The 17,477-nt window shown below is 67.3% G+C and carries 19 protein-coding genes; 9 read left to right on the top strand and 10 right to left on the bottom strand.

The genetic code is table 11. From position 1 onward, the window contains the following. Positions 1-119: 119 nt before the first annotated feature. Positions 120-305, bottom strand: coding sequence for a hypothetical protein (locus DL519_RS48965; RefSeq protein ID WP_449619128.1), 186 nt, complete (start codon positions 303-305; stop codon positions 120-122). A gap of 365 nt (positions 306-670) precedes the next feature. On the opposite strand from DL519_RS48965, the gene DL519_RS24635 reads away from it, so the two are divergent. Then, the gene (locus DL519_RS24635) at positions 671-1,057 is read left to right on the top strand and encodes a cytochrome P450 (RefSeq protein ID WP_397544972.1); all 387 of its coding nucleotides are present in this window, start codon (positions 671-673) and stop codon (positions 1,055-1,057) included. A gap of 89 nt (positions 1,058-1,146) precedes the next feature. Next, positions 1,147-1,581 (top strand): hypothetical protein, encoded by a 435-nt coding sequence (locus DL519_RS24630; protein ID WP_190818298.1) that lies wholly within the window; start codon positions 1,147-1,149, stop codon positions 1,579-1,581. Positions 1,582-1,801: 220 nt separating this feature from the next. Here DL519_RS24630 and DL519_RS24625 read toward each other — a convergent pair whose 3' ends face one another. Beyond that, a complete protein-coding gene (locus DL519_RS24625) occupies positions 1,802-2,986 on the bottom strand; it encodes an MFS transporter (protein WP_190818296.1) in 1,185 nt (394 codons plus the stop codon). Positions 2,987-3,129: 143 nt separating this feature from the next. On the opposite strand from DL519_RS24625, the gene DL519_RS24620 reads away from it, so the two are divergent. Further along, positions 3,130-3,585, top strand: coding sequence for a MarR family winged helix-turn-helix transcriptional regulator (locus tag DL519_RS24620; protein WP_190818294.1), 456 nt, complete (start codon positions 3,130-3,132; stop codon positions 3,583-3,585). A 12-nt stretch (positions 3,586-3,597) separates the two neighbouring features. Then, a complete protein-coding gene (locus DL519_RS24615; protein WP_223839495.1) occupies positions 3,598-4,344 on the top strand; it encodes a protein phosphatase 2C domain-containing protein in 747 nt (248 codons plus the stop codon). Positions 4,345-4,384: 40 nt separating this feature from the next. Here DL519_RS24615 and DL519_RS24610 read toward each other — a convergent pair whose 3' ends face one another. Continuing rightward, positions 4,385-4,918, bottom strand: a complete 534-nt coding sequence (locus DL519_RS24610; RefSeq protein WP_223839494.1) for a Pycsar system effector family protein — start codon at positions 4,916-4,918, stop codon at positions 4,385-4,387. Between the two features lie 103 nt (positions 4,919-5,021). Between DL519_RS24610 and DL519_RS24605 the strand changes: the two genes are divergently transcribed. The 4 genes from DL519_RS24605 (at position 5,022) to DL519_RS24590 (ending at position 10,195) form a co-directional block, all read left to right on the top strand. Continuing rightward, positions 5,022-5,705, top strand: coding sequence for a Crp/Fnr family transcriptional regulator (locus tag DL519_RS24605; RefSeq protein WP_190818290.1), 684 nt, complete (start codon positions 5,022-5,024; stop codon positions 5,703-5,705). Between the two features lie 96 nt (positions 5,706-5,801). Continuing rightward, the gene (locus DL519_RS24600; RefSeq protein WP_190818288.1) at positions 5,802-6,746 is read left to right on the top strand and encodes a hypothetical protein; all 945 of its coding nucleotides are present in this window, start codon (positions 5,802-5,804) and stop codon (positions 6,744-6,746) included. A gap of 424 nt (positions 6,747-7,170) precedes the next feature. Further along, positions 7,171-8,796 carry a hypothetical protein gene (locus tag DL519_RS24595; RefSeq protein ID WP_190818286.1) on the top strand — a complete coding sequence of 542 codons (1,626 nt, stop codon included), beginning with the start codon at positions 7,171-7,173 and terminating at the stop codon, positions 8,794-8,796. Then, on the top strand, positions 8,783-10,195 hold the full coding sequence (locus DL519_RS24590) for a hypothetical protein (RefSeq protein ID WP_190818284.1): 1,413 nt from the start codon (positions 8,783-8,785) through the stop codon (positions 10,193-10,195). Before DL519_RS24595 ends, DL519_RS24590 begins: the two co-directional genes overlap by 14 nt. Positions 10,196-10,286: 91 nt before the next feature. Here DL519_RS24590 and DL519_RS24585 read toward each other — a convergent pair whose 3' ends face one another. Genes DL519_RS24585 through DL519_RS47160 form a run of 3 tightly spaced genes read right to left on the bottom strand, consistent with a single transcriptional unit; the run spans position 10,287 to position 12,386 of the window. Continuing rightward, complete coding sequence (locus tag DL519_RS24585) at positions 10,287-11,168, bottom strand: DUF72 domain-containing protein (protein WP_190818283.1); 882 nt, start codon at positions 11,166-11,168, stop codon at positions 10,287-10,289. A 55-nt stretch (positions 11,169-11,223) separates the two neighbouring features. Next, complete coding sequence (locus tag DL519_RS47165) at positions 11,224-11,970, bottom strand: cytochrome P450 (RefSeq protein ID WP_223839493.1); 747 nt, start codon at positions 11,968-11,970, stop codon at positions 11,224-11,226. A gap of 56 nt (positions 11,971-12,026) precedes the next feature. Continuing rightward, entirely contained in the window at positions 12,027-12,386 is a 360-nt protein-coding gene (locus DL519_RS47160) for a cytochrome P450 (protein ID WP_223839492.1), read from the bottom strand. Positions 12,387-12,540: 154 nt separating this feature from the next. On the opposite strand from DL519_RS47160, the gene DL519_RS24575 reads away from it, so the two are divergent. Further along, positions 12,541-12,891: a hypothetical protein gene (locus tag DL519_RS24575; protein WP_190818282.1), complete on the top strand. Its 351-nt coding sequence runs from the start codon at positions 12,541-12,543 to the stop codon at positions 12,889-12,891. A gap of 129 nt (positions 12,892-13,020) precedes the next feature. On the opposite strand, the gene DL519_RS24570 is transcribed toward DL519_RS24575, so the two are convergent. From DL519_RS24570 to DL519_RS24555, 4 genes are all read right to left on the bottom strand, one after another. Further along, positions 13,021-13,695: an RraA family protein gene (locus DL519_RS24570; RefSeq protein ID WP_223839491.1), complete on the bottom strand. Its 675-nt coding sequence runs from the start codon at positions 13,693-13,695 to the stop codon at positions 13,021-13,023. Between the two features lie 40 nt (positions 13,696-13,735). Beyond that, a complete protein-coding gene (locus tag DL519_RS24565; RefSeq protein ID WP_190818281.1) occupies positions 13,736-14,557 on the bottom strand; it encodes an FAD binding domain-containing protein in 822 nt (273 codons plus the stop codon). Next, positions 14,554-15,027: a (2Fe-2S)-binding protein gene (locus tag DL519_RS24560; RefSeq protein ID WP_190818280.1), complete on the bottom strand. Its 474-nt coding sequence runs from the start codon at positions 15,025-15,027 to the stop codon at positions 14,554-14,556. The genes DL519_RS24565 and DL519_RS24560 overlap by 4 nt, the downstream gene beginning before the upstream one ends. A 178-nt stretch (positions 15,028-15,205) precedes the next feature. Beyond that, entirely contained in the window at positions 15,206-17,467 is a 2,262-nt protein-coding gene (locus DL519_RS24555; RefSeq protein WP_190818279.1) for a xanthine dehydrogenase family protein molybdopterin-binding subunit, read from the bottom strand. Positions 17,468-17,477: the final 10 nt, after the last annotated feature.

The following is a 17,477-nucleotide window of genomic DNA, read 5'->3' as shown; positions in this document are numbered from 1 at the left end:
CGCGGCGACCTCTGGTGTTTGCGCTCTCTGAACATCTTTTGGCTGACGAGTGGGGGTTTTCGCTACCAGATAAGCGCATGGCTAAATAGTCCATATTGGACGATAGCGAGCGCTCGCCGCTACACGGCCACCGCGCAGAGGTGACTGTCGGCGCCGCCCACGTACACCACGCGATCGGCGACCACCGGAGACGACCAGATGTAGCCGCCGATGAGAAAGCTCCACCGCGGCGTGCCGCCGAGGTTCACCGCATGCAGGTTGCCGTCGTCCTCGCCGCTGCCGACGTACAACACGCCGTCGGCCACGGCGGGGCTCGAACCCGCGTTGGCGTAGATGGGGAAGCCCAGCGCTGTTATCCGGTGGCCGCATCCAACGCGTGCAGATTCTGCTCACCACCGGCGTACACGACCCCGTTCGCCACCGCCGGATACGTGAAGACACCTTGGGCGGCGACGCTCCATCGCGGCTCTCCGCCTGCTCGGCGGTACGAAGGTCCACCTGATGCAGACCGAGGTCGACGGCGAACGGTTTTCCGGCAACGAGGTGGTCAACTTCGCCAACCTCCTGCTGGTTGCCGGGCACATCACCACCATGCTGCTGGGCAACGCGGTGCTGTGCCTGGACGCCAACCCGGTGCAGGCGGCGTGGGTGCGCGCGGACCGCGCGGCTGGTGCCGGGCGCGATCGAGGAATCGCTGCGACTCCCGACCCCGTTCGCGCTCACCTACCGGGCGGCGATGGCCGAATCGGAGATCGGCGGTCGGCGGGTGCCCGCGGACCAGGTGCTCTCGGTGTGGTTGTCGGCGGCGAACCGCGACGCTCGGCAGTTCGCCGACCCGGACGTCTTCGATCCGGGCAGGGACCCCGATCCGCACCTCGGATTCGGGCGCGGCATCCACTTCTGCCTGGGCGCCCCGCTCGCCCGGCTGGAAGGCCGGATCGCGATGAACATCCTGCTGGACCGCTTCCCCCAGCTCCGCACGGACCTGGAGAACCCGCCGGTTCTCATGCCGGCACCGAACCTGATCGGCCCCAACTCCTTGCCGCTGCTCACCTGAACAACGCTTTCGGTTCCTCGCGTTCGGAAAACGGCCTGGCGCGACGAGTCCGCGTGGCAGGATCGCGTTTCGACTGACTGGGAGGAATCGTGGCGACTTGGGAAGATCTCATCGCTTTTGTCCGGAACGAATACCGGCTCGTCATCGGCGAGGTGGAAGACGGCGAGCCTGAATACCAGATTATCGAGGACAGCGGGGACGAGGTCCGGATCCTCGTCGAATACGACGACGACCGCAGCCAGATCGTCATCGTCTGCCGCGAGCTGCTCGACGGCCGTGAGGACTGGGTGCAGGTCGTTTCGGTGATCGGCCGGGCCGAGGATGTTGACCTGCGGAAACTGCTGGAGGAGCTCGGGCAGACTTCCGTGGTGTGCGGCGCGGTGATCATCGGCGAGCACGTCGTGCTCCGGCATTCGCTGCCGTTGCTCAACCTTGACATCAACGAGTTCACCGATCCGCTGAACTTCGTCGCCGAAACAGCGGACCAGCTGGAGGAACTCTTCTTCCGCAACGACGATTACTGATCCGTTCCGCGCGGTTCGCGCGCTTTGGGTTTCGAAGTCGGAATGAGCCTTTTTATCGCGGCCGTGGTCCGCAGCCGCGATGCTGGAAGCCCCGCGGTACGTGGGCTGCCGCAAGCGACGTAGCCGCTTAGCCCAACTCTCGTAACCGGCTGCTGCGGGCCGGGTCTGAACACCGTCGAGAGGTCATGGCCGTCCACGCGGCCATGACCTCTCGGTTTCGTCAGGCGACTGGAACGGGTTCGGCGTTTTCGGTGGCGGGCTTGGGTTTCGTCGCGATGGCCGTGGCCAGCAGTCCGATGCTGACCGCCGCGAGGATCGAGCCCACCCACAGCGGCGAGGTGAAGCCGAGGCCCGCGGCGATGGTCAGACCGCTCAGCCAGGTGCCGAGGGCGTTGCCCACGTTGAAGGCGGCGATGTTGAGCGCCGAGGCCATCGTCGGCGCGTCGCCGCCGTACTTCATCACCCTGGTCTGCAGCGGCGGGGCGGTGGCGAAGCCGAAGGCGCCCATGAGGGCGATCGCGACGATCGTCGGGATCCGGTGCTCGGCGACGAGGGCGAAACCGGCGAGGACGACGACCAGTGCGATCAGCGCCGTCAGCATGGTGCCGTCGAGGTTCCGGTCGGCCGCCCGGCCGCCGACCAGGTTGCCGGCGAACAGGCCGGCCCCGAAGATCAGCAGCAGCCACGGCACGGTGCCGACGGCGAAGCCGGAGACCTCGGTGACCAGCGGCGCGATGTATGCGAAGGCGCCGAACATCCCGCCGAAGCCGAACACCGTCATGGCTAGCGTCCACCACACCTGCGGGCGCTTGACGGCGACCAGTTCGGCGCCCAGGTTCGCCGCGGCGGCGGCGCGGCCGACGCTGCCGGGGACCAGCAGTCGGATGCCGATCAGGGCGACGACGCCGATGATCGTGATGGCCCAGAACGTCGAGCGCCAGCCCAGCGCCTGGCCGAGGAACGTGCCCAGCGGGACGCCGAGGACGTTCGCCGAGGTCAGGCCGGTGAACATGATCGACACGGCGGCGGCCTTGCGGTTCGGCGGCACCAGGGCGGTGGCCACCACGGATCCGATGCCGAAGAACGCGCCGTGGGTGAGTGCGGCAAGGATGCGGCCGACCATCATCACCGAGTACTGCGGGGCTAGCGCGGAGAGCAGGTTTCCGAGGATGAACAGCACCATCAGCCATGTCAGCACCGTCTTGCGCGGCAGCCGGGTCACGGCCGCGGTCAGCAGGACGGCGCCGATCGCGACGGCGATCGCGTAGCCGGAGATCAGGTAGCCGGCGGTCGGGATGCTGACCGCGAAGTCGCCGGCCACTTCCGGTAGGAGGCCCATGATGCCGAACTCGGTCAGGCCGATGCCGAACCCGCCGAGTGCGAGGGCGATTAGCGCAACGGGCATGCCCGTGGCTCCTTAGTTGTAGATGCGGGAGCTGATACAAGGCGCGAGCATGTAGTTGCAGGCGCTTCCTAAATACTTGCACGCGCGTCATACCCGCGCAAGCTGCTATAGTCGGAGGCGATACACGTCACGGGAGGTGTGCGGTGGGGATCGCCGACGACGCCGTCGAGATTCGGGCCCACGGCTGGCGCACGCTCGCCGCACTGCACGGCACGCTCGAAACCACGCTGGAGAAGGCGCTGCAGGCCGAGCACGGGCTGTCGGTCGTCGAATACACCGTCCTCGACGCGCTGGGCAGGCAGGACGGCTGGCACATGCGGATGCAGCAGCTCGCCCGCGCCACCGCGCTCAGCGGCAGCGCGACGACCCGGCTGGTCAACCGCTTGGAAGATCGCCAGCTGCTGACCCGGGTCCTGTGCAAGGACGACCGCCGCGGCATCTACACCGAACTGACCGAGTCCGGCCGCGCCCTGCTGGAGAACGCCCGCCCCACCCACGACGAAGCGCTGGAGAAGGCGCTGGCCGAAGCCGAGCAGGTCCCGGAACTGGCGCCGCTGGTGGCGGCGTTGCACAACCTCCCGCAGCGTCCCGGTGGCTGACTGATCGTGCAGGTGAACCACGCGACGATCGCCACGCCGGGGCGGGCGAACGAGGATTACCTGGCCGCCGGACCGGATTGGGCGTTCGTCCTCGACGGCGCGACCGCTCCGTCCGGTGTGGACAGTGGTTGTTCACACGACGTGCCCTGGTTGGTGCGTCGCCTAGGCGGTGAGCTGGCGCTGCGGCTCGCGGTGTCGGGTGGAACCGCTGCGGAGGTCCTCGCCGAAGCGATCCGGGCGACCTGTGCCGCGCACGCAGACACCTGCGACCTGCAGAACCCTTCGAGCCCCTCGGCGACCGCGGCGCTGCTGAGGCTGCGCGGCGACGACCTGGAGTACCTGGTGCTCGCCGACAGCCCGATCGTGCTCGACGTGGCGGGCGAGCCCAGGCCGATCATCGACGACCGGCTCGAACACCTGCCCAGCTACACGGTCGAGGCGGTCTGCGACGAGCGGAACCGGCCGGGCGGCTTCTGGGTCGCCAGTACGAAGCCCGAAGCGGCGCACGAGGCGGTGCACGGAGTGGTCCCGGCGGCGGATGTCCGCCGGGCGGTGCTGCTGACCGACGGCGCGTCCCGCTACGTGGAGCGGTTCGGCCTGGGCGACTGGGGCGATCTGCTGGATCTCGTGCAGCACACCGGCCCCGCCGAACTTCTCCGCCGCGTGCGAGCGGCGGAAGCCGCCGAAACCCCGGACGAACGCCGCCGGCACCGGGGAAAACCCCACGACGACGCCACGGCGGTGTTCCTCGGGTTCTAGATGTAGCCGTTCTGACGCAGACTGATTGTTGGTTGTTCGTTCAGCCTTTCACCAAGCCCGCCAACAGGGCAGTGATCAAGGCAATTCCGAACAGCCAGATCGCGGGTGTCACGTTCCGGAACTTGCGTTGTGCGATGCGACTCGTGGCCCAAATTTGTTCAGCCAGGGAAGCTTCCAACCGGGCTGTGTCGCCAAGAGTTCTGCGGCAGACCGGCACGAAGTCTGCCGCTTTCGCATACCGACTGGCGATGTTGTCGAAGAACAGGATGGAACGCGATGCATCAGTGCGAAGCCGGGGGACGAAGACCATCAGCGCGAACAGGATGCTCGCGCTGACCGATCCGATGCTGATCAGCAGAAGCCCGACGTGCAGCCATTCCACAAGCCAGCGCTGCTGTGCGGGTAGCGTGCGAAGCAGTATTCCGCCGAGTACTCCGCCTGCGGCTAGCATCGCTGCGGCTTTGGTGTCCGCGACCTTGATCAAGTCGTTAATATGCTGAAGTGCCTTCCATGCATCTTCGCCGGAGGTCATGACACCGAGTGTGTAGCGTTTTGCCCGTAGCGCCAACGCCATTCGAGTGAGACGATCGTGGCGTTCCGTTGGTGGTCTGCTCTCTTCGAGCGGAAATCTGGCGAACCGCTCGCGGGCCGGACTGCTGAACCGGTACGGAAAGGTCGTGCACTACCAAGCAGACAACTCGCTACGAGGATTTCGCGGATTGCTGGGCGAACGGCGCTGGGCCGCTCTGGTGGAAACGGGCGCGCTGCGCAGCTATCGCCCTGGGGCGTTCGTTCTCCGGCAAGGGGAGCGCGGCGGTTCCTTGTTCGCGGTGACCAGTGGCCGGGTGAAGGTGCTTGCCAACGAACGGAACGGCTCGGAAGTGCTGCTGTCGCTGCGGGGGTCGGGCGACCTCGTCGGGGAGATGGCGGCAAAGTCCGACGCCCGCCGGACCGCCACAGTGCAGGCGTTGGACCACTGCACAGCCCGTTTCCTGTTCAGGCCGGCCTTCGACCGGTTCCTGCTCGAACAGGACGCGCACGCGGAGTTCGCAGATTACCTCGTGGCGAAGCTGTCCGAGACAGTCCCGTATCAAATCCATCAGGTGCACTTCAGTCCGAGGCAACGCCTTGCGCGGCTGTTGTTGGAAGTGGTGCGCCTGGCTGATCCGAACCATCCGGACCACCGGCGGGTGCCTTTCTCCCAGGACGGGTTGGCCAGTGCATTGGGGCTCGCGCGCAGCACCGTCGCCGAGCAGCTCGGTGTCCTGCGATCCGACGGAGTCCTTGGTCCCGGGCCGCGCATCGTCGTCGTTGACGTGCGAGCGCTCGCCGGGCTGGCGGGCGTCATCACTCGTCAGTGATATGCATCACATTGATTCTGTCCGGCTGCGGACACTCCGCGCCGGGGCTTTCCGAAATCCTCGGGATGTCTCAATCGCAGCGGTGGAAGGAAACCCGTGAACACGAACCGAAACGAAGTTGCGGAGCTGCCCCCGTACCGTGCCCTGGTGGTCGTCGACGTGAGGAACTTCAGCGGCGAGAAGGGCCGCGACCACGAGTGGATCACCAAGCAGATCCCGGTGATCTTGGAGCAGGCACTTATCCGGTGCGGTCTAGGCGAGCTTTGGCAGAAAGTGTGCTTCGGAGGCAGCACCGGTGACGGCTATTTCCTCGGGTTGGAGTCGAAGTACCTCCCGTTCCTGCTAAACCCGTTCCTGCCTGCGCTGCAGGCTGAACTCGAGTACCAGAACCGAGTCAGTCCAGACCGTGACCGTCAGCACCTTCGGATGCGGGTCAGTGTCACAGTCGGACCGATGACCGATTCCGGTGAGAACGGAATCAGCGAGGGAAGCGGTGTCGCGCGCATCGAAGCCCACCGCATGGTCGACGACGCGTCGGTCCGCGACATGCTGACCAGGTCCAACGACACGACTTGTGTGGCGGCGATCGTCTCCAGCCGTGCGTATGAGGACGCGGTCGTGTCGGGGTACGCGGCGGATGATCCCGACCTGTACGTGCCGGTCGACGTTGCGGTGAAGACTCACCGGGGCACGGGCTACCTTCGGGTTCCGAAGCCTTCCGGTGATTTGCTTTCCCGTGGGTTCACTTCACCGGAGCCGCCCGAGGCCGGTGGTCCGGGCGACGTGAAATCAGCCGAAGGCACGGGACCTGGGAGTCCGAGTCGGACAGTTGAGCAGCACTTCGAGAAGTCGACCGTGGGCATCGGCGCCGTTCAAGGCAACGTGGGAAAGGCCATCACCGGAGACAACCTCACGGTGCACACCGGCAGCGGGGACCAGTTCAACGCACCGCTCGGTGACGGGGTGAACGTCATCGGCACCAACCGCGGTCGGATCAGGCACCAGATCAACAAGGGCGGGGACGCAGGCGATGGGCGCTGATCGGGCCGGGCTCATCGGGATCGAGCGGGTTGCAGGTGACGTGGGCACTTCCGTCACCGGCGACAGCTCCCGGGTACACAGCGGGTACGGCGACCAATTCAACTTCAGCGGCGGGACCATCGTCTTTACCGAGGCCTCAGGGCGGGTGCATCGGCAACGGACTTTCTCGCGTGCGATGGCGGACGAGCAACTCAGCAACCGGTTCGTCGATCCGCCGAACTTCACCCGGGCCAAGCAGAAGCTCGACGAGTCCGGCGCTGTCCTGGTCGGTGGGTGTCCGGGAAGTGGGCGGCGTACTGCTGCGCTGATGCTCTTGCAGAGGTTCGGCGTCGGCGCGTTCCAGCTCCGCATGCTCTCAGTCGGCGGCAACGAGGACGAGGAGATCTCCCTTGACCCGGGCTCAGTCCAGCCAGGGGAGCGCTTGTTGCTGGACATGTCCGGGGAATCGAGAGTGGAAAGGTTCCTCGCGGTGCAACACAAGCTGTTGCAGTTGCTTGGCGCGGTAGTGGAGAACAAGGCCGCCCTAGTCATGGTCCCACCGTCCGAGCTGGACCACTTGCTTATCCCGGAGTTGAGTCGGCTGGCTGTGAGTATCGGACGCCCATCCGGCGAAGACGTGCTGATCAAACACCTCCGGGCCGACGGAGTCGAGGCCAACCGCCGACAGTTCGACGTGGACGTGCTGCGACCGCATCTCGACCACGCACCCATGCGTGACTTAGATCGTCTGTGCCGGCTAATTCTGGAAGTCCGTGACGCCTCCCCACAACTAACTTTCGCAGATTGGGTTGGCCGGGCGTGCGAGGCACTCGCCGACCGGGGACAGGAGGTGGCGCGGCAGATCAAGGACTGGTCCGCCCCGCAACGGGCGATGGCGCTGGCTGCCGCGATGCTGAAGGACTCGCACGCGGACTCGGTCCACTCCGCCGCAGTGACGTTGTTGCGCCGCCTCAAATACCCTAGGGAGGAGTCGCACGTTCTGGAGCGGGACGGGCTCGACGAGTCACTGCGAACGGTTGACGTGGTCCCGAACGGCGACCGGCAGGTCGCATTTACCGTGCTCGGTTACGAGAACGTGGTGCGCGAACACTTCTGGACGAACTACCCGGATATGCGGGAGGCGCTGCGCGACTGGATCGGCACCTGTGTGTCGTCGACGGAGATCACTTACGCAGATCGAGATCGACTGGTCGCCCGCTTTGCCGAGCAAGCACGTCGAACCGGAAGGGTGACCGACCTCTGCATGCTCGCTGAACGGTGGACACGTCGTCGGGAAGGCTCACGGCGTACTGCCCGAACTGTCCAGTGGGCGGCCAGCGCGTTGGCGTACGGCCTTCAGGAGGATTCGACGACGGGAGTGACCGCAGCAGCAGTCCGGCGCAAGATCTACACATGGGCGAACCAGCCCGGGCTCCCAGTGGATCTCGCACATGTCCTGGTCTCGGTGTGCGCGGAAGTGATGGCCGAGACGCATCCGGACCATGCCGTCGTACGGTTGCGCCTGCTGGCCGCTCACAACGATCCTGATGTGGCGGACGCGGCAAAGAGTGCCGTCGTGGATCTCGTAAAAGACAATCGGTTCTACCGCCGTCTTCTTTGGTGGCTGAGGACTTGGCTGTCTCAACAGTTCAAGCCATCCGATGTAGTGCTGTTCCTCGAAACCTCAACACCGCTGCGCCTGCTCGACGCAAGCTCGCGATCGTCTGCGTTAATCACTAACAGAGGGATCCGGCGCCAACTTGCCGTGGGCTGGCGCGAGGCGTTCGCGCGTCAAGTCAACGGTTGGCAGGCGAGGGTCGAGGAATGGCTAGCTGCCAGTGCGAGTCCCTCGGGGACGTACTTGTTGGACGTGCTGGTCGACTCGAGCGGCGGTGAACTCGCGAAGCTGGCGATGCTCCACGTGACCGCCCGCGATTGGGCTGCTGTCAGCGCCGATGCCGAAGAACAGGCCGCGCGGCGCCAAATCTGCCGGGAGCTGGCTTGCAAGATCGACGCCGCACAAGGGTTGCGGGTCGCTGACTCCGAGGGGACAGGACATGTTGAGCAGTGATCAGAAGGCCAGGCTTCGTGCGCTTTCCTTGATCGTGGCGGTGATCTGGGTGGTGCTTGGGGTCGTTTTCAGCTGGCCGCTGTGGTTGTGGATCGGGCTTGGAGTCGTATCGCTGCTGGCTCCGTCGCTGATTGCGTGGGGGCTCGTGGAGTGGAACTTGCGCGAACGCAGCGGGAAAGCCCATGAGCTAGCCGAAGAGGAGGTGGTGGAGGAGCAACCGCCGACGCCAGAGCCGCCTCGGCCGCAGCAGTACTCCGTGCAGGGCGTGCCGTTGCGCAGCGCTCGCGAGGACTACCAGTTCATCTTCTCCTGCAACGTGTTCTGGCGGTTGCTGCCCAACGCGCCAGGTCTGCCACATGCGAACCCGGGTGGGTTGGCGGCAGACATGATCTTGATGGAGGTTGCGAGCCTGGCCGCATCGACGCCACCCGCAGAAGAGAGCCGCGCTCGGTACCGGATGACAAGCATGCTCGGTGCCGTGCGCACCGACCCGACGGGTCGCGTCGAGGTCTGGGCCGACGGCATCGCCCTGTCATTGTCAGAGGATGACGCCGAGCGTCTCCGGCGACTTGCAGAGGTGCGAAAGAACGAGGAGGTCTGGGAAAACGAGCGTAGCTACGAACGGAATGTGCGTGCTTATCTCGGTGATGATGTGCTGACGAGCCCGGGAAGTGCTGTGATTTGGTGGTTGGCAGGACCGCGCACTGGTGAGAAGCAGCGCGTGGACGAGGTCGTTGAGAAGATCTCGAACCTCCAGAAGCTCACTTCGGCCGCCACCATGACCGAGCTCCCCGGGAGTGCGGTCGCGGGGATTGACTTCGGTGTGCCGTCCTTGAGCAGCTCAAGCTACGCTTTCGATGACCAGGCCGCGTCGCATACGGGTCTTCCGAAGCTGCCCTTCGTCGTAGCACCGCAGCCGGACGAGAACGGCTTCGGTTCAGCCGATACGTCGGAGGGCACGTTCGATGATCACGCGATGGGACTTGTCGAAAGACTCCCAGAAAATCCAGAGCGGGCGATGTTCGCTCGCCGCCTAGCCGACCTGCTCGAAGCCCAGGGCCACCAGGACACTGCGGAACTGGTGCGGGAGCGGTTTGATGCGCCACTGAACGGGTCTTCGAACAACGAACAAGGAGTCGATCAGCACGATAGTGAGAACCGTGCATCCGAGCCGCTTGAGATGCCTGGTTCCTCGGGTGACGGCTTCATTGAGCAACCGAGTGACGAGAGGTTCCAGGAGCCCGTCGAATGGCAGTCTGACGGCGTTCCAACGAGCGGGAACGCCGATGAGTCGGCTCATCGAGCTGGAGAAGATCCGCAGATTCCTCCGGCGGATGGCGAAACCTCACAACAGCGCGCCAGCGCTGTCGATCGCTGGAACGGGGAACGGCCTATCTGAGCGACGTCGTAGCCTTACGGATTCGGGGTAAGAACGCTTCGGCCCGGTCGGCTTGAACAAACCGGACCGAGGCGTTCCGGACTAGTGACGATCAGGCGCAGCGTTCGGCGAGGGACATCGCGTCGTGGGGGGCGTGGGCCTTCACATCGTTGTCGAAGTACGCGTAGACGTCGCGGCCCTTGGTCGTCGCGGCCGGGTCGGCGACCGTGTGCTTGGTCTTGGGGCACTTGCCCCCGTGCCAGGCGCGGATCAGCTTCGCCCAGCGGTCCAGGTCCTTCGCCGTGTAACCGCTGGCGTAGAGCTCCTCCGCGCCGTGGAAGCGGAGGTACACGAAATCGCTCGTCACATCCTCCAGATGCGGCCATTCGCCAGCCGCATCCGCCACCACCAGGCCGACGTCGTGGCTGCGGAGCAGCTCGACGGCATCGGTGCAGGCGAAGCCGGGGTGGCGAACCTCCAGCGCGTGGCGCATCGGGCGATCCGCGTCGGTCTCGGTGAGCGAGCGGCCCGCGAGCCGGTCGTCGTGCCGAGCGGCCAGCGCAGCGGCCGCGGCGGTGCTGCGGGGCAGGAGGCGGAAGAACGCCGTCAGGCGTTCGACGTCGAAGCCCTGCGACGGCGGGAGCTGCCAGAGCAGCGGCCCGAGCTTCGAGCCGAGGGCGAGAACGCCGGAGGCGAAGAAGTTCGCCAGCGGCGTTTCGACGTCGTGGAGCCTCTTCATGTGGGTGATGTAGCGGCTGCCCTTCACCGCGAACAGGAAGTCGTCCGGCGTCTGCTCCACCCAGCGGCGGTACGTGTCCGGGCGCTGCAAGGAGTAGAACGACGCGTTGACCTCGGCGGAGCCGAGTCGGCGTGACAGGTACTCCAGCTCCGCGCCGCGGCGCAGATCGCGCGGGTAGAACGGACCGTGCCAGGGCCCGTACACCCAGCCGGACGTGCCGATCCGGATCCTGCGCGACGTGGAGCGAGCTCGCATGACGTCATCGACGGTACTCGCCCCCCGCACCAGAAGTGGGTGGTTGCGAACCGCCTCAGCCCAGGGTCACCGGGAGGGTGCGCAGGCCGCGGTTGCGGAAGGAGTTCCGCCACTGCAGCTCCTCCTCGGTGACGGTCAACGCGACGTTCGGGAACCGGCTCAGCAGGGCGCCGAAACCGATCTCCCCCTCCATCCGCGCCAGCGACGCACCCAGGCAGTAGTGCGGGCCGTGGCCGAACGCTAGGTGCGGGTTGTCCTCGCGGCCGAGGTCGAGGTGGTCCGGCTCTGCGTAGCGGTCCGGGTCGTGGTGCGCCGACACCAGCGAAAGCAGCACCGTCTCCCCGGCCGGGATGGTCACGCCACCGATTTCGACGTCGGCCACTGGGAACCGGCGGATCGCCAGCTGCGGCGGTGGGTCGAACCGCAGCAGTTCGTCCACAGTGGTCGGTGAAATCCCCCGGCGTGCCTGGGCGAGGGCCGAGGGGCGGGACAGCAGCGCCGCGAGCCCGTTGCCCAGCAGGTTCACGGTGTTCTCGTACCCGGCGAACAGCACCAGGAACGCCGCCGAGGTCAGCTCGTCCTCGCTGAGCCGGTCTTGCTCGTCGCGGAGCTCGATCAACGTGCTGAGGAAGTCGGCGCCGGGGTTCGCGCGTTTCGCCGCGATCAGATCGAGCAGGTAGCGGTACAGCGCGCGCAGCGCGTCGCGCGCTTGGCCGGGCGTTTCGGGCGCGAGCATGCCGTCCGTCCAGGACCGGAAGTCCGGCCGGTCGGCCGCATCCACGCCGAGCAGTTCGCAGATCACCGTGATCGGCAGCGGCGCGCAATAGGTCGGCAGCAGGTCCGCCTCGTCCTGCCCGGTCAGGGCGTCCAGCAGCTCGTCGGCGATCTGCTGGACCCGGGGACGCAGCGGCTCGATCCGGCGCGGAGCGAACGCCTTGCCGATGATGCGCGCAGCCTCGCGTGCTCCGGCGCATCCATGTTGAGCAGGTTCGCGTCCAGCGCGGGCGGCAGCGAGAAGCCCCGGTAGCCGCCGCCGGAGTTCTTCTTGTCCAGCGACAGCCGCGGATCGGCCAGCGCCGCGCGCACGTCCGCGTAGCGGGTGACCAGCCAGATCGAGGTGCCGTCCGGAGCCGTGGCGCGGTGCACGGGGCCCTGCGAGCGGAGCCGGGCGTAAGTGGCTCGGGGTTCGGTGACGAATGCGGAGTTGATCTCGATCACGGTGTCGAACCTACGCGAGTTGTCAGGGCATATGCGGTGGAACGTTCGTGAGCGTTCGGCCCCGCGTAATTCGGTGCAGGTCCGGGAACCAGTCGTGAAGGACCGCTTCCTGCTTCTCCCCGCAACTTCCATTGAAATCGAAGGTTCGATTTCAATGGAAGTTGCGGAACGGTTCCGCGGTGACCCTGGTGGCCGACCCAGTGACCCTGGTGGCCGAGACCTGGTGACCCTGGTGGCCGACCCGGTGGCCGACCCGGTGGACGGCACGGCGAACGCGGCCGCGGGCGTGCCGCTTTCGGCCTTCGCCGGGGCGATCGCGGTCGACGGGGTGCCGACCGAGGCGCTGACCGCTGGCTGGACACCTGCCGGTGCTGGCACGCGGTCACCGGTCGGGGAGCGGAGTTGCGCACTGGAAGTCACCCCGGACTTCCGCCGCCGCTGGTCCGGAGTCGTAGCGGCAACCCCGGAACTGGCCGAAGAACTCGCTACCACCATCCACGGCTGAGCCCCACCCGCAGGCGCGGAGTTGATCAAGCGCGCGCAACCAGCACGAACGGCCTGGGCACGGCGGCGGTGATCGCGAGGGCGGGCATCGCCGCCGCCTGCCTGCAGGCCCATTGCTCGGCGGAACGCCTCAGTGGCGGAGGCGGCCGATCATGTTGTCGTCCGGTTCGAACTCGGGGGATTTGACCCAGACCAGGAACTTCTGCTCGCGGGCGATGACCCGATCCGCCGCGGCCGGGAGGTCCGCCGCGATTTCACGGGGGATGAGCAGGACGCCGTGCTTGTCGGCGTGCAGGAGGTCGCCGGGAGAGACCTGCAGGCCGCCGACGGACACCGGGATGCCGACCTCCTCGGTGCGCACGTAACCGTGCGAGACGCCGACGGAACCGGCGAAGAAGCGGAAGCCGACGGCGTGCGCCTCGTCGAGGTCGCGGACGCAGCCGTTGGTCACCACGCCCTCGCAGCCCAGCGCGTCGAAGGTGGTGGCCATGACCTCGCCCCAGAACGCGCCGTGCCCCGGCGGGTCGTCGAGGTCCTGGAGCACTACCACGCGCGGCCCGGGGATCTGGCGCACGTGGTTCCACACCAGGTCCGGGCCGTGGCCGGGCTCGTCACCCCGGGCGCGGATGGTGCCGGTGGCGGCGTAGCCGACCATCACCGGCAGGTCGGGGAAGATGCAGCGGATCTCGTGGCCGGCGTAGCCGGTGTCGTGCGGGCGGATGTCGAAGGTTTCGATCGCGTTGGCCATCGTCGGGGTGTCGTAGCGTCGCAACGCCGCTAGGACGTTCGGCTCCAGTGCATCCACAGTGGACTCCTCACTCGTCAGAGAAACCTCGACTGAACCGCTACGCGCCGCGTGCCGCGGCGGCTTCCAGCGCCCGGCGCACCAGCACCTTCGCCAGGTGCCTCCGGTAGTCGGCGCTGGCGCTTGCCTGGTCCGGCGGCGACGTGTCCTCCGCCGCCCGCTCCGCGGCTTCGGCGGCGCTTGCCCCGCTCGCCAGCGTCTCCTCCACGCCGCGCGCCCGCATCGGCGTCGGGCCCATGTTCACCAGCGCTACGCGCTGACCGGCGACGGCTACGCCGACCACCGCCCAGTCGATGGCGCGCTTGGTGAACTTCTGGAAGTCCCAGCCCTGCGAGGGGTTCTTCGCGACCCGGATCTCCACCAGCAGCTCGTCTTCGCCGAGCGCGGTTTCGAAGAAGTCGGTGAAGAACTCCGTCGCCGGGATCTCGCGGGTCCCCGACGAGCCCTGCGCGACCAGCACCGCGTCCAGCGCGAGCGCCACCGCGGGCAGGTCGGAGGCCGGGTCGCCGTGCACAAGCGAGCCGCCGATGGTGCCGCGGTGGCGGACCTGCGGGTCGCCGATGGTGCCTGCGGCGTGCGCCAGCAGCGGGACCTCGCGCGTCAGCAGCTCGGAGTGCTCCAGGTCGTGGTGCCGGGTCAGCGCCCCGATCCGGATCTCCGAGCCCTCCTCGCGGATGTAGGACAGGCCGCGCAGCCCGCCGAGGTCGATCAGCACCTCCGGCACAGACAGCCGCAGCTTCATCAGCGGCAGCAGCGAATGCCCGCCGGCGAGCAGCTTCGCGTCGTCGCCGTGCTCGGCGAGCAGGCTCAGCGCCTCCTCGACGGTGTTGGCCTTCTTGTAGGTGAACGCGGCAGGGATCATTCCGCGGCCCCCGACTTCTCCTTGGCCGCGGTCAGCACGGCTTCGACGATGTTGTGGTAGCCGGTGCACCGGCAGAGGTTGCCCTCCAGCCCGGCGCGTACCTCGGCCTCGGTCAGGTTCGGGTTCTCCTCGACGAGGGACACCGAAGCCATCACCATGCCCGGCGTGCAGAACCCGCACTGCAGCCCGTGCTTCTGCTGGAAGGCGCGCTGCATCGGGTGCAGCTCCTCGCCGTCGGCCAGGCCCTCGATGGTGGTGACCTCGTGGCCGTCGGCCTGGGCCGCCAGCACGGTGCACGACTTCACCGACTCGCCGTCCAGCAGCACCGTGCACGCCCCGCACGACGTTGTGTCGCAGCCGATGTTGGTGCCGGTCAGGCCGCAGTCGTCCCGCAGGTACTGGACGAGCAGCGTGCGGTCCTCGACCTCGTGGCTGCGCTGCTCGCCGTTGACGTTGATCGAAACTTGCACGAAACGAACTCCTAAGCACTTGTCAGGTCAGCGTGATCCACTCACCTGAACCAACTCCGCGGGCTTCCTATGCCTCGTTGTCTTCCTGTCCTTGAAGCGGCGTAGCCGCTTGGCCCGTGCACGCAGGGTGACCACGGCGTCTGAGGTTCCGCTACGGGACCACGTACGGCAATTGAGTTCATGAATGGACTTGGATCGCTTTCCACACCCGTTCTGGCGTGGTGGGCATGTCGATGTGCCTGACCCCGAGGTGGGACACGGCGTCGACCACGGCGTTGTGCACCGCCGGGGTGGCGCCGATAGTGCCGGCCTCGCCGATCCCCTTGACGCCCAACGGGTTGAGCGTGGTCGGCGTTTCCATCGTGAGCAGCTCGAAGCTCGGCAGTTCGGCCGCCGTGATGAAGGCGTAGTCGGCGAGGTTGGCGTTCTGCGGGTTTCCGTCGGCGTCGTAGGAGACCTCCTCCAGCAGGGCTTGGGCGGCGCCCTGCGCGATGCCCCCGTGCCGTTGCCCCTCGGTGAGGATCGGGTTGATGATCACTCCGGCGTCGTCGACGGTCACGTGCCGAAGATAGTTCACCTTGCCGGTTTCGGTATCCACTTCGACCACCGCGAGGTGGGAGCCGAACGGGAACGTCGGCCGGTCCTCGGTGAAGTGCACGTCGGCGGCCAGCCCGTCCTCGGCGCGCTGGGCCAGCTCCGCCCAGGACAGCGAGACGTTCGGCGTGCCGCGCACCTGCCACGAGCCGTCGGTGAGTTCGAGATCGGCCTCGTCGATCTCGATCAGCTCCGCGGCCAGCTTGCGGGCCTTCTCCTTGACGTCCACCGCGGCCCGGTGCACCGCCGACCCGCCCAGCTGCAGCGAGCGGGAGCCCATGGTGCCCACACGCTTGGGGATCAGGTCGGTGTCGCCGTGCACGACCTCGATCTTGTCGAGGTCGATGCCCAGCTGGTCGGACACCAACATCGCGTAGGAGGTCCAGTGGCCCTGCCCGTGCGGGGAGCTGCCGGTGAGTACCAGGACGCTGCCGTCCGGGCGGATCTCGACATGCCCGGTCTCGCCCTCGGTGTTGTTCGGCGCGGTGATCTCCACGTAGCTGGCCAGCCCGATGCCCAGTTGGTGCGTGGCGCCTTCGGCGCGGCGCTCGGCCTGCTCCTCACGCAGCGCCCGGTAGTCGGCGGCTTCCAGCACCGCGACCAGGCCCTTGAGGTACTCGCCGGTGTCGTAGGTCATGCCGCCCGGCGTGCTGTACGGGAACTGCTCGGGGCGCACCAGGTTGCGGCGGCGCACCTCGGCCGGGTCGACGCCGGTCTCGGCGGCGAACAGGTCCATCGCGCGCTCCACCGCCGCGGTCGCCTCGGGCCTCCCCGCGCCCCGGTAGGCGCCGATCGGGGTGGTGTTGGTGACCACCGCGCGGGCGATCGACTCCACCTTCGGGATGTCGTAGACGCCGCTGACCATGAACCGGGTTAACAGCGGCAGGAACGCGCCCATCCGCGGGTAGGCCCCGACGTCCTGGATGATCTCCAGCCGGTAGGCGAGCACGGTGCCGTCGCGGCGCCCGCCGATGGTCACCACCTGCCGCTGCGCGCGGCCGTGCGTCATCGCGACCAGGTTCTCGCTGCGGCTCTCCACCCACTTCACCGGGCGGTCGGCCCGCTTGGCAAGGAAAGCGAGCAGCGCGGCCTCCTGCTCGACGCCGATCTTGGCGCCGAAGCCGCCGCCGACGTCGGGGGTGATCACCCGGACCTGCTCCTGTGGCAGCCCCAGGTTCGCCATCAGCTCGTCCCGGCAGCTCTGCGCGTTCTGGTTGGACAACCACAGCGTGACCTTGTGGCCGTCCCACGCGCAGGCGGCGGTGCGCACCTCCAGGGGCGCGGCGGCGACGCGCTGGTTCTCGATCTGCCTGGTGACCACGACCTCGCAGCCCTCGAACAACGAGTCGTCCAGTTCGCCGCTGGTGCCGGTGACGTTGGTGCCCGCTTCCGGGAACAGCAGAACCTCGTCGCGCAGCGCGTCGCCGACGTCGACCACCGGGTCCAGCGGTTCGTAGTCGCCGGAGACGAGTTCGGCGGCGTCCTCGCCCAGCGCCCAGGTCTCGGTGAGCACCACGGCCACCGGTTCACCGACGTAGCGGACCGTGCCGCTGGCAAGATGCGGACGCGCCATCGCCGCAGGTGGGGGCCCGCTGATGCCGGCGTTCGGCGGGAAGGGCGGGAGGTCGACGTCGGCGGCGGTGAACACGCCGACCACGCCGGGCAGTTCCCAGGCCGCCGAGGTGTCGATCCCGGTGATCTTGGCGTGCGCCAGCGGGCTGCGCACGTAGGTGACGTGCAGGGCCCCGTCCAGCGCTGGGTCTCGCAGGTCGTCCACGTAGGTGCCGCCGACGGTGAGGAGGCGCGGGTCCTCACGGCGTTCGACCCGGGTGCCGAGAATGCTCAATGATGCCTCG

The sequence above is a fragment of the Saccharopolyspora pogona genome, assembly GCF_014697215.1.
GTDB classification, from domain to species: domain Bacteria; phylum Actinomycetota; class Actinomycetes; order Mycobacteriales; family Pseudonocardiaceae; genus Saccharopolyspora; species Saccharopolyspora hattusasensis.
This window is presented reverse-complemented; position numbering and strand designations above follow the sequence as displayed.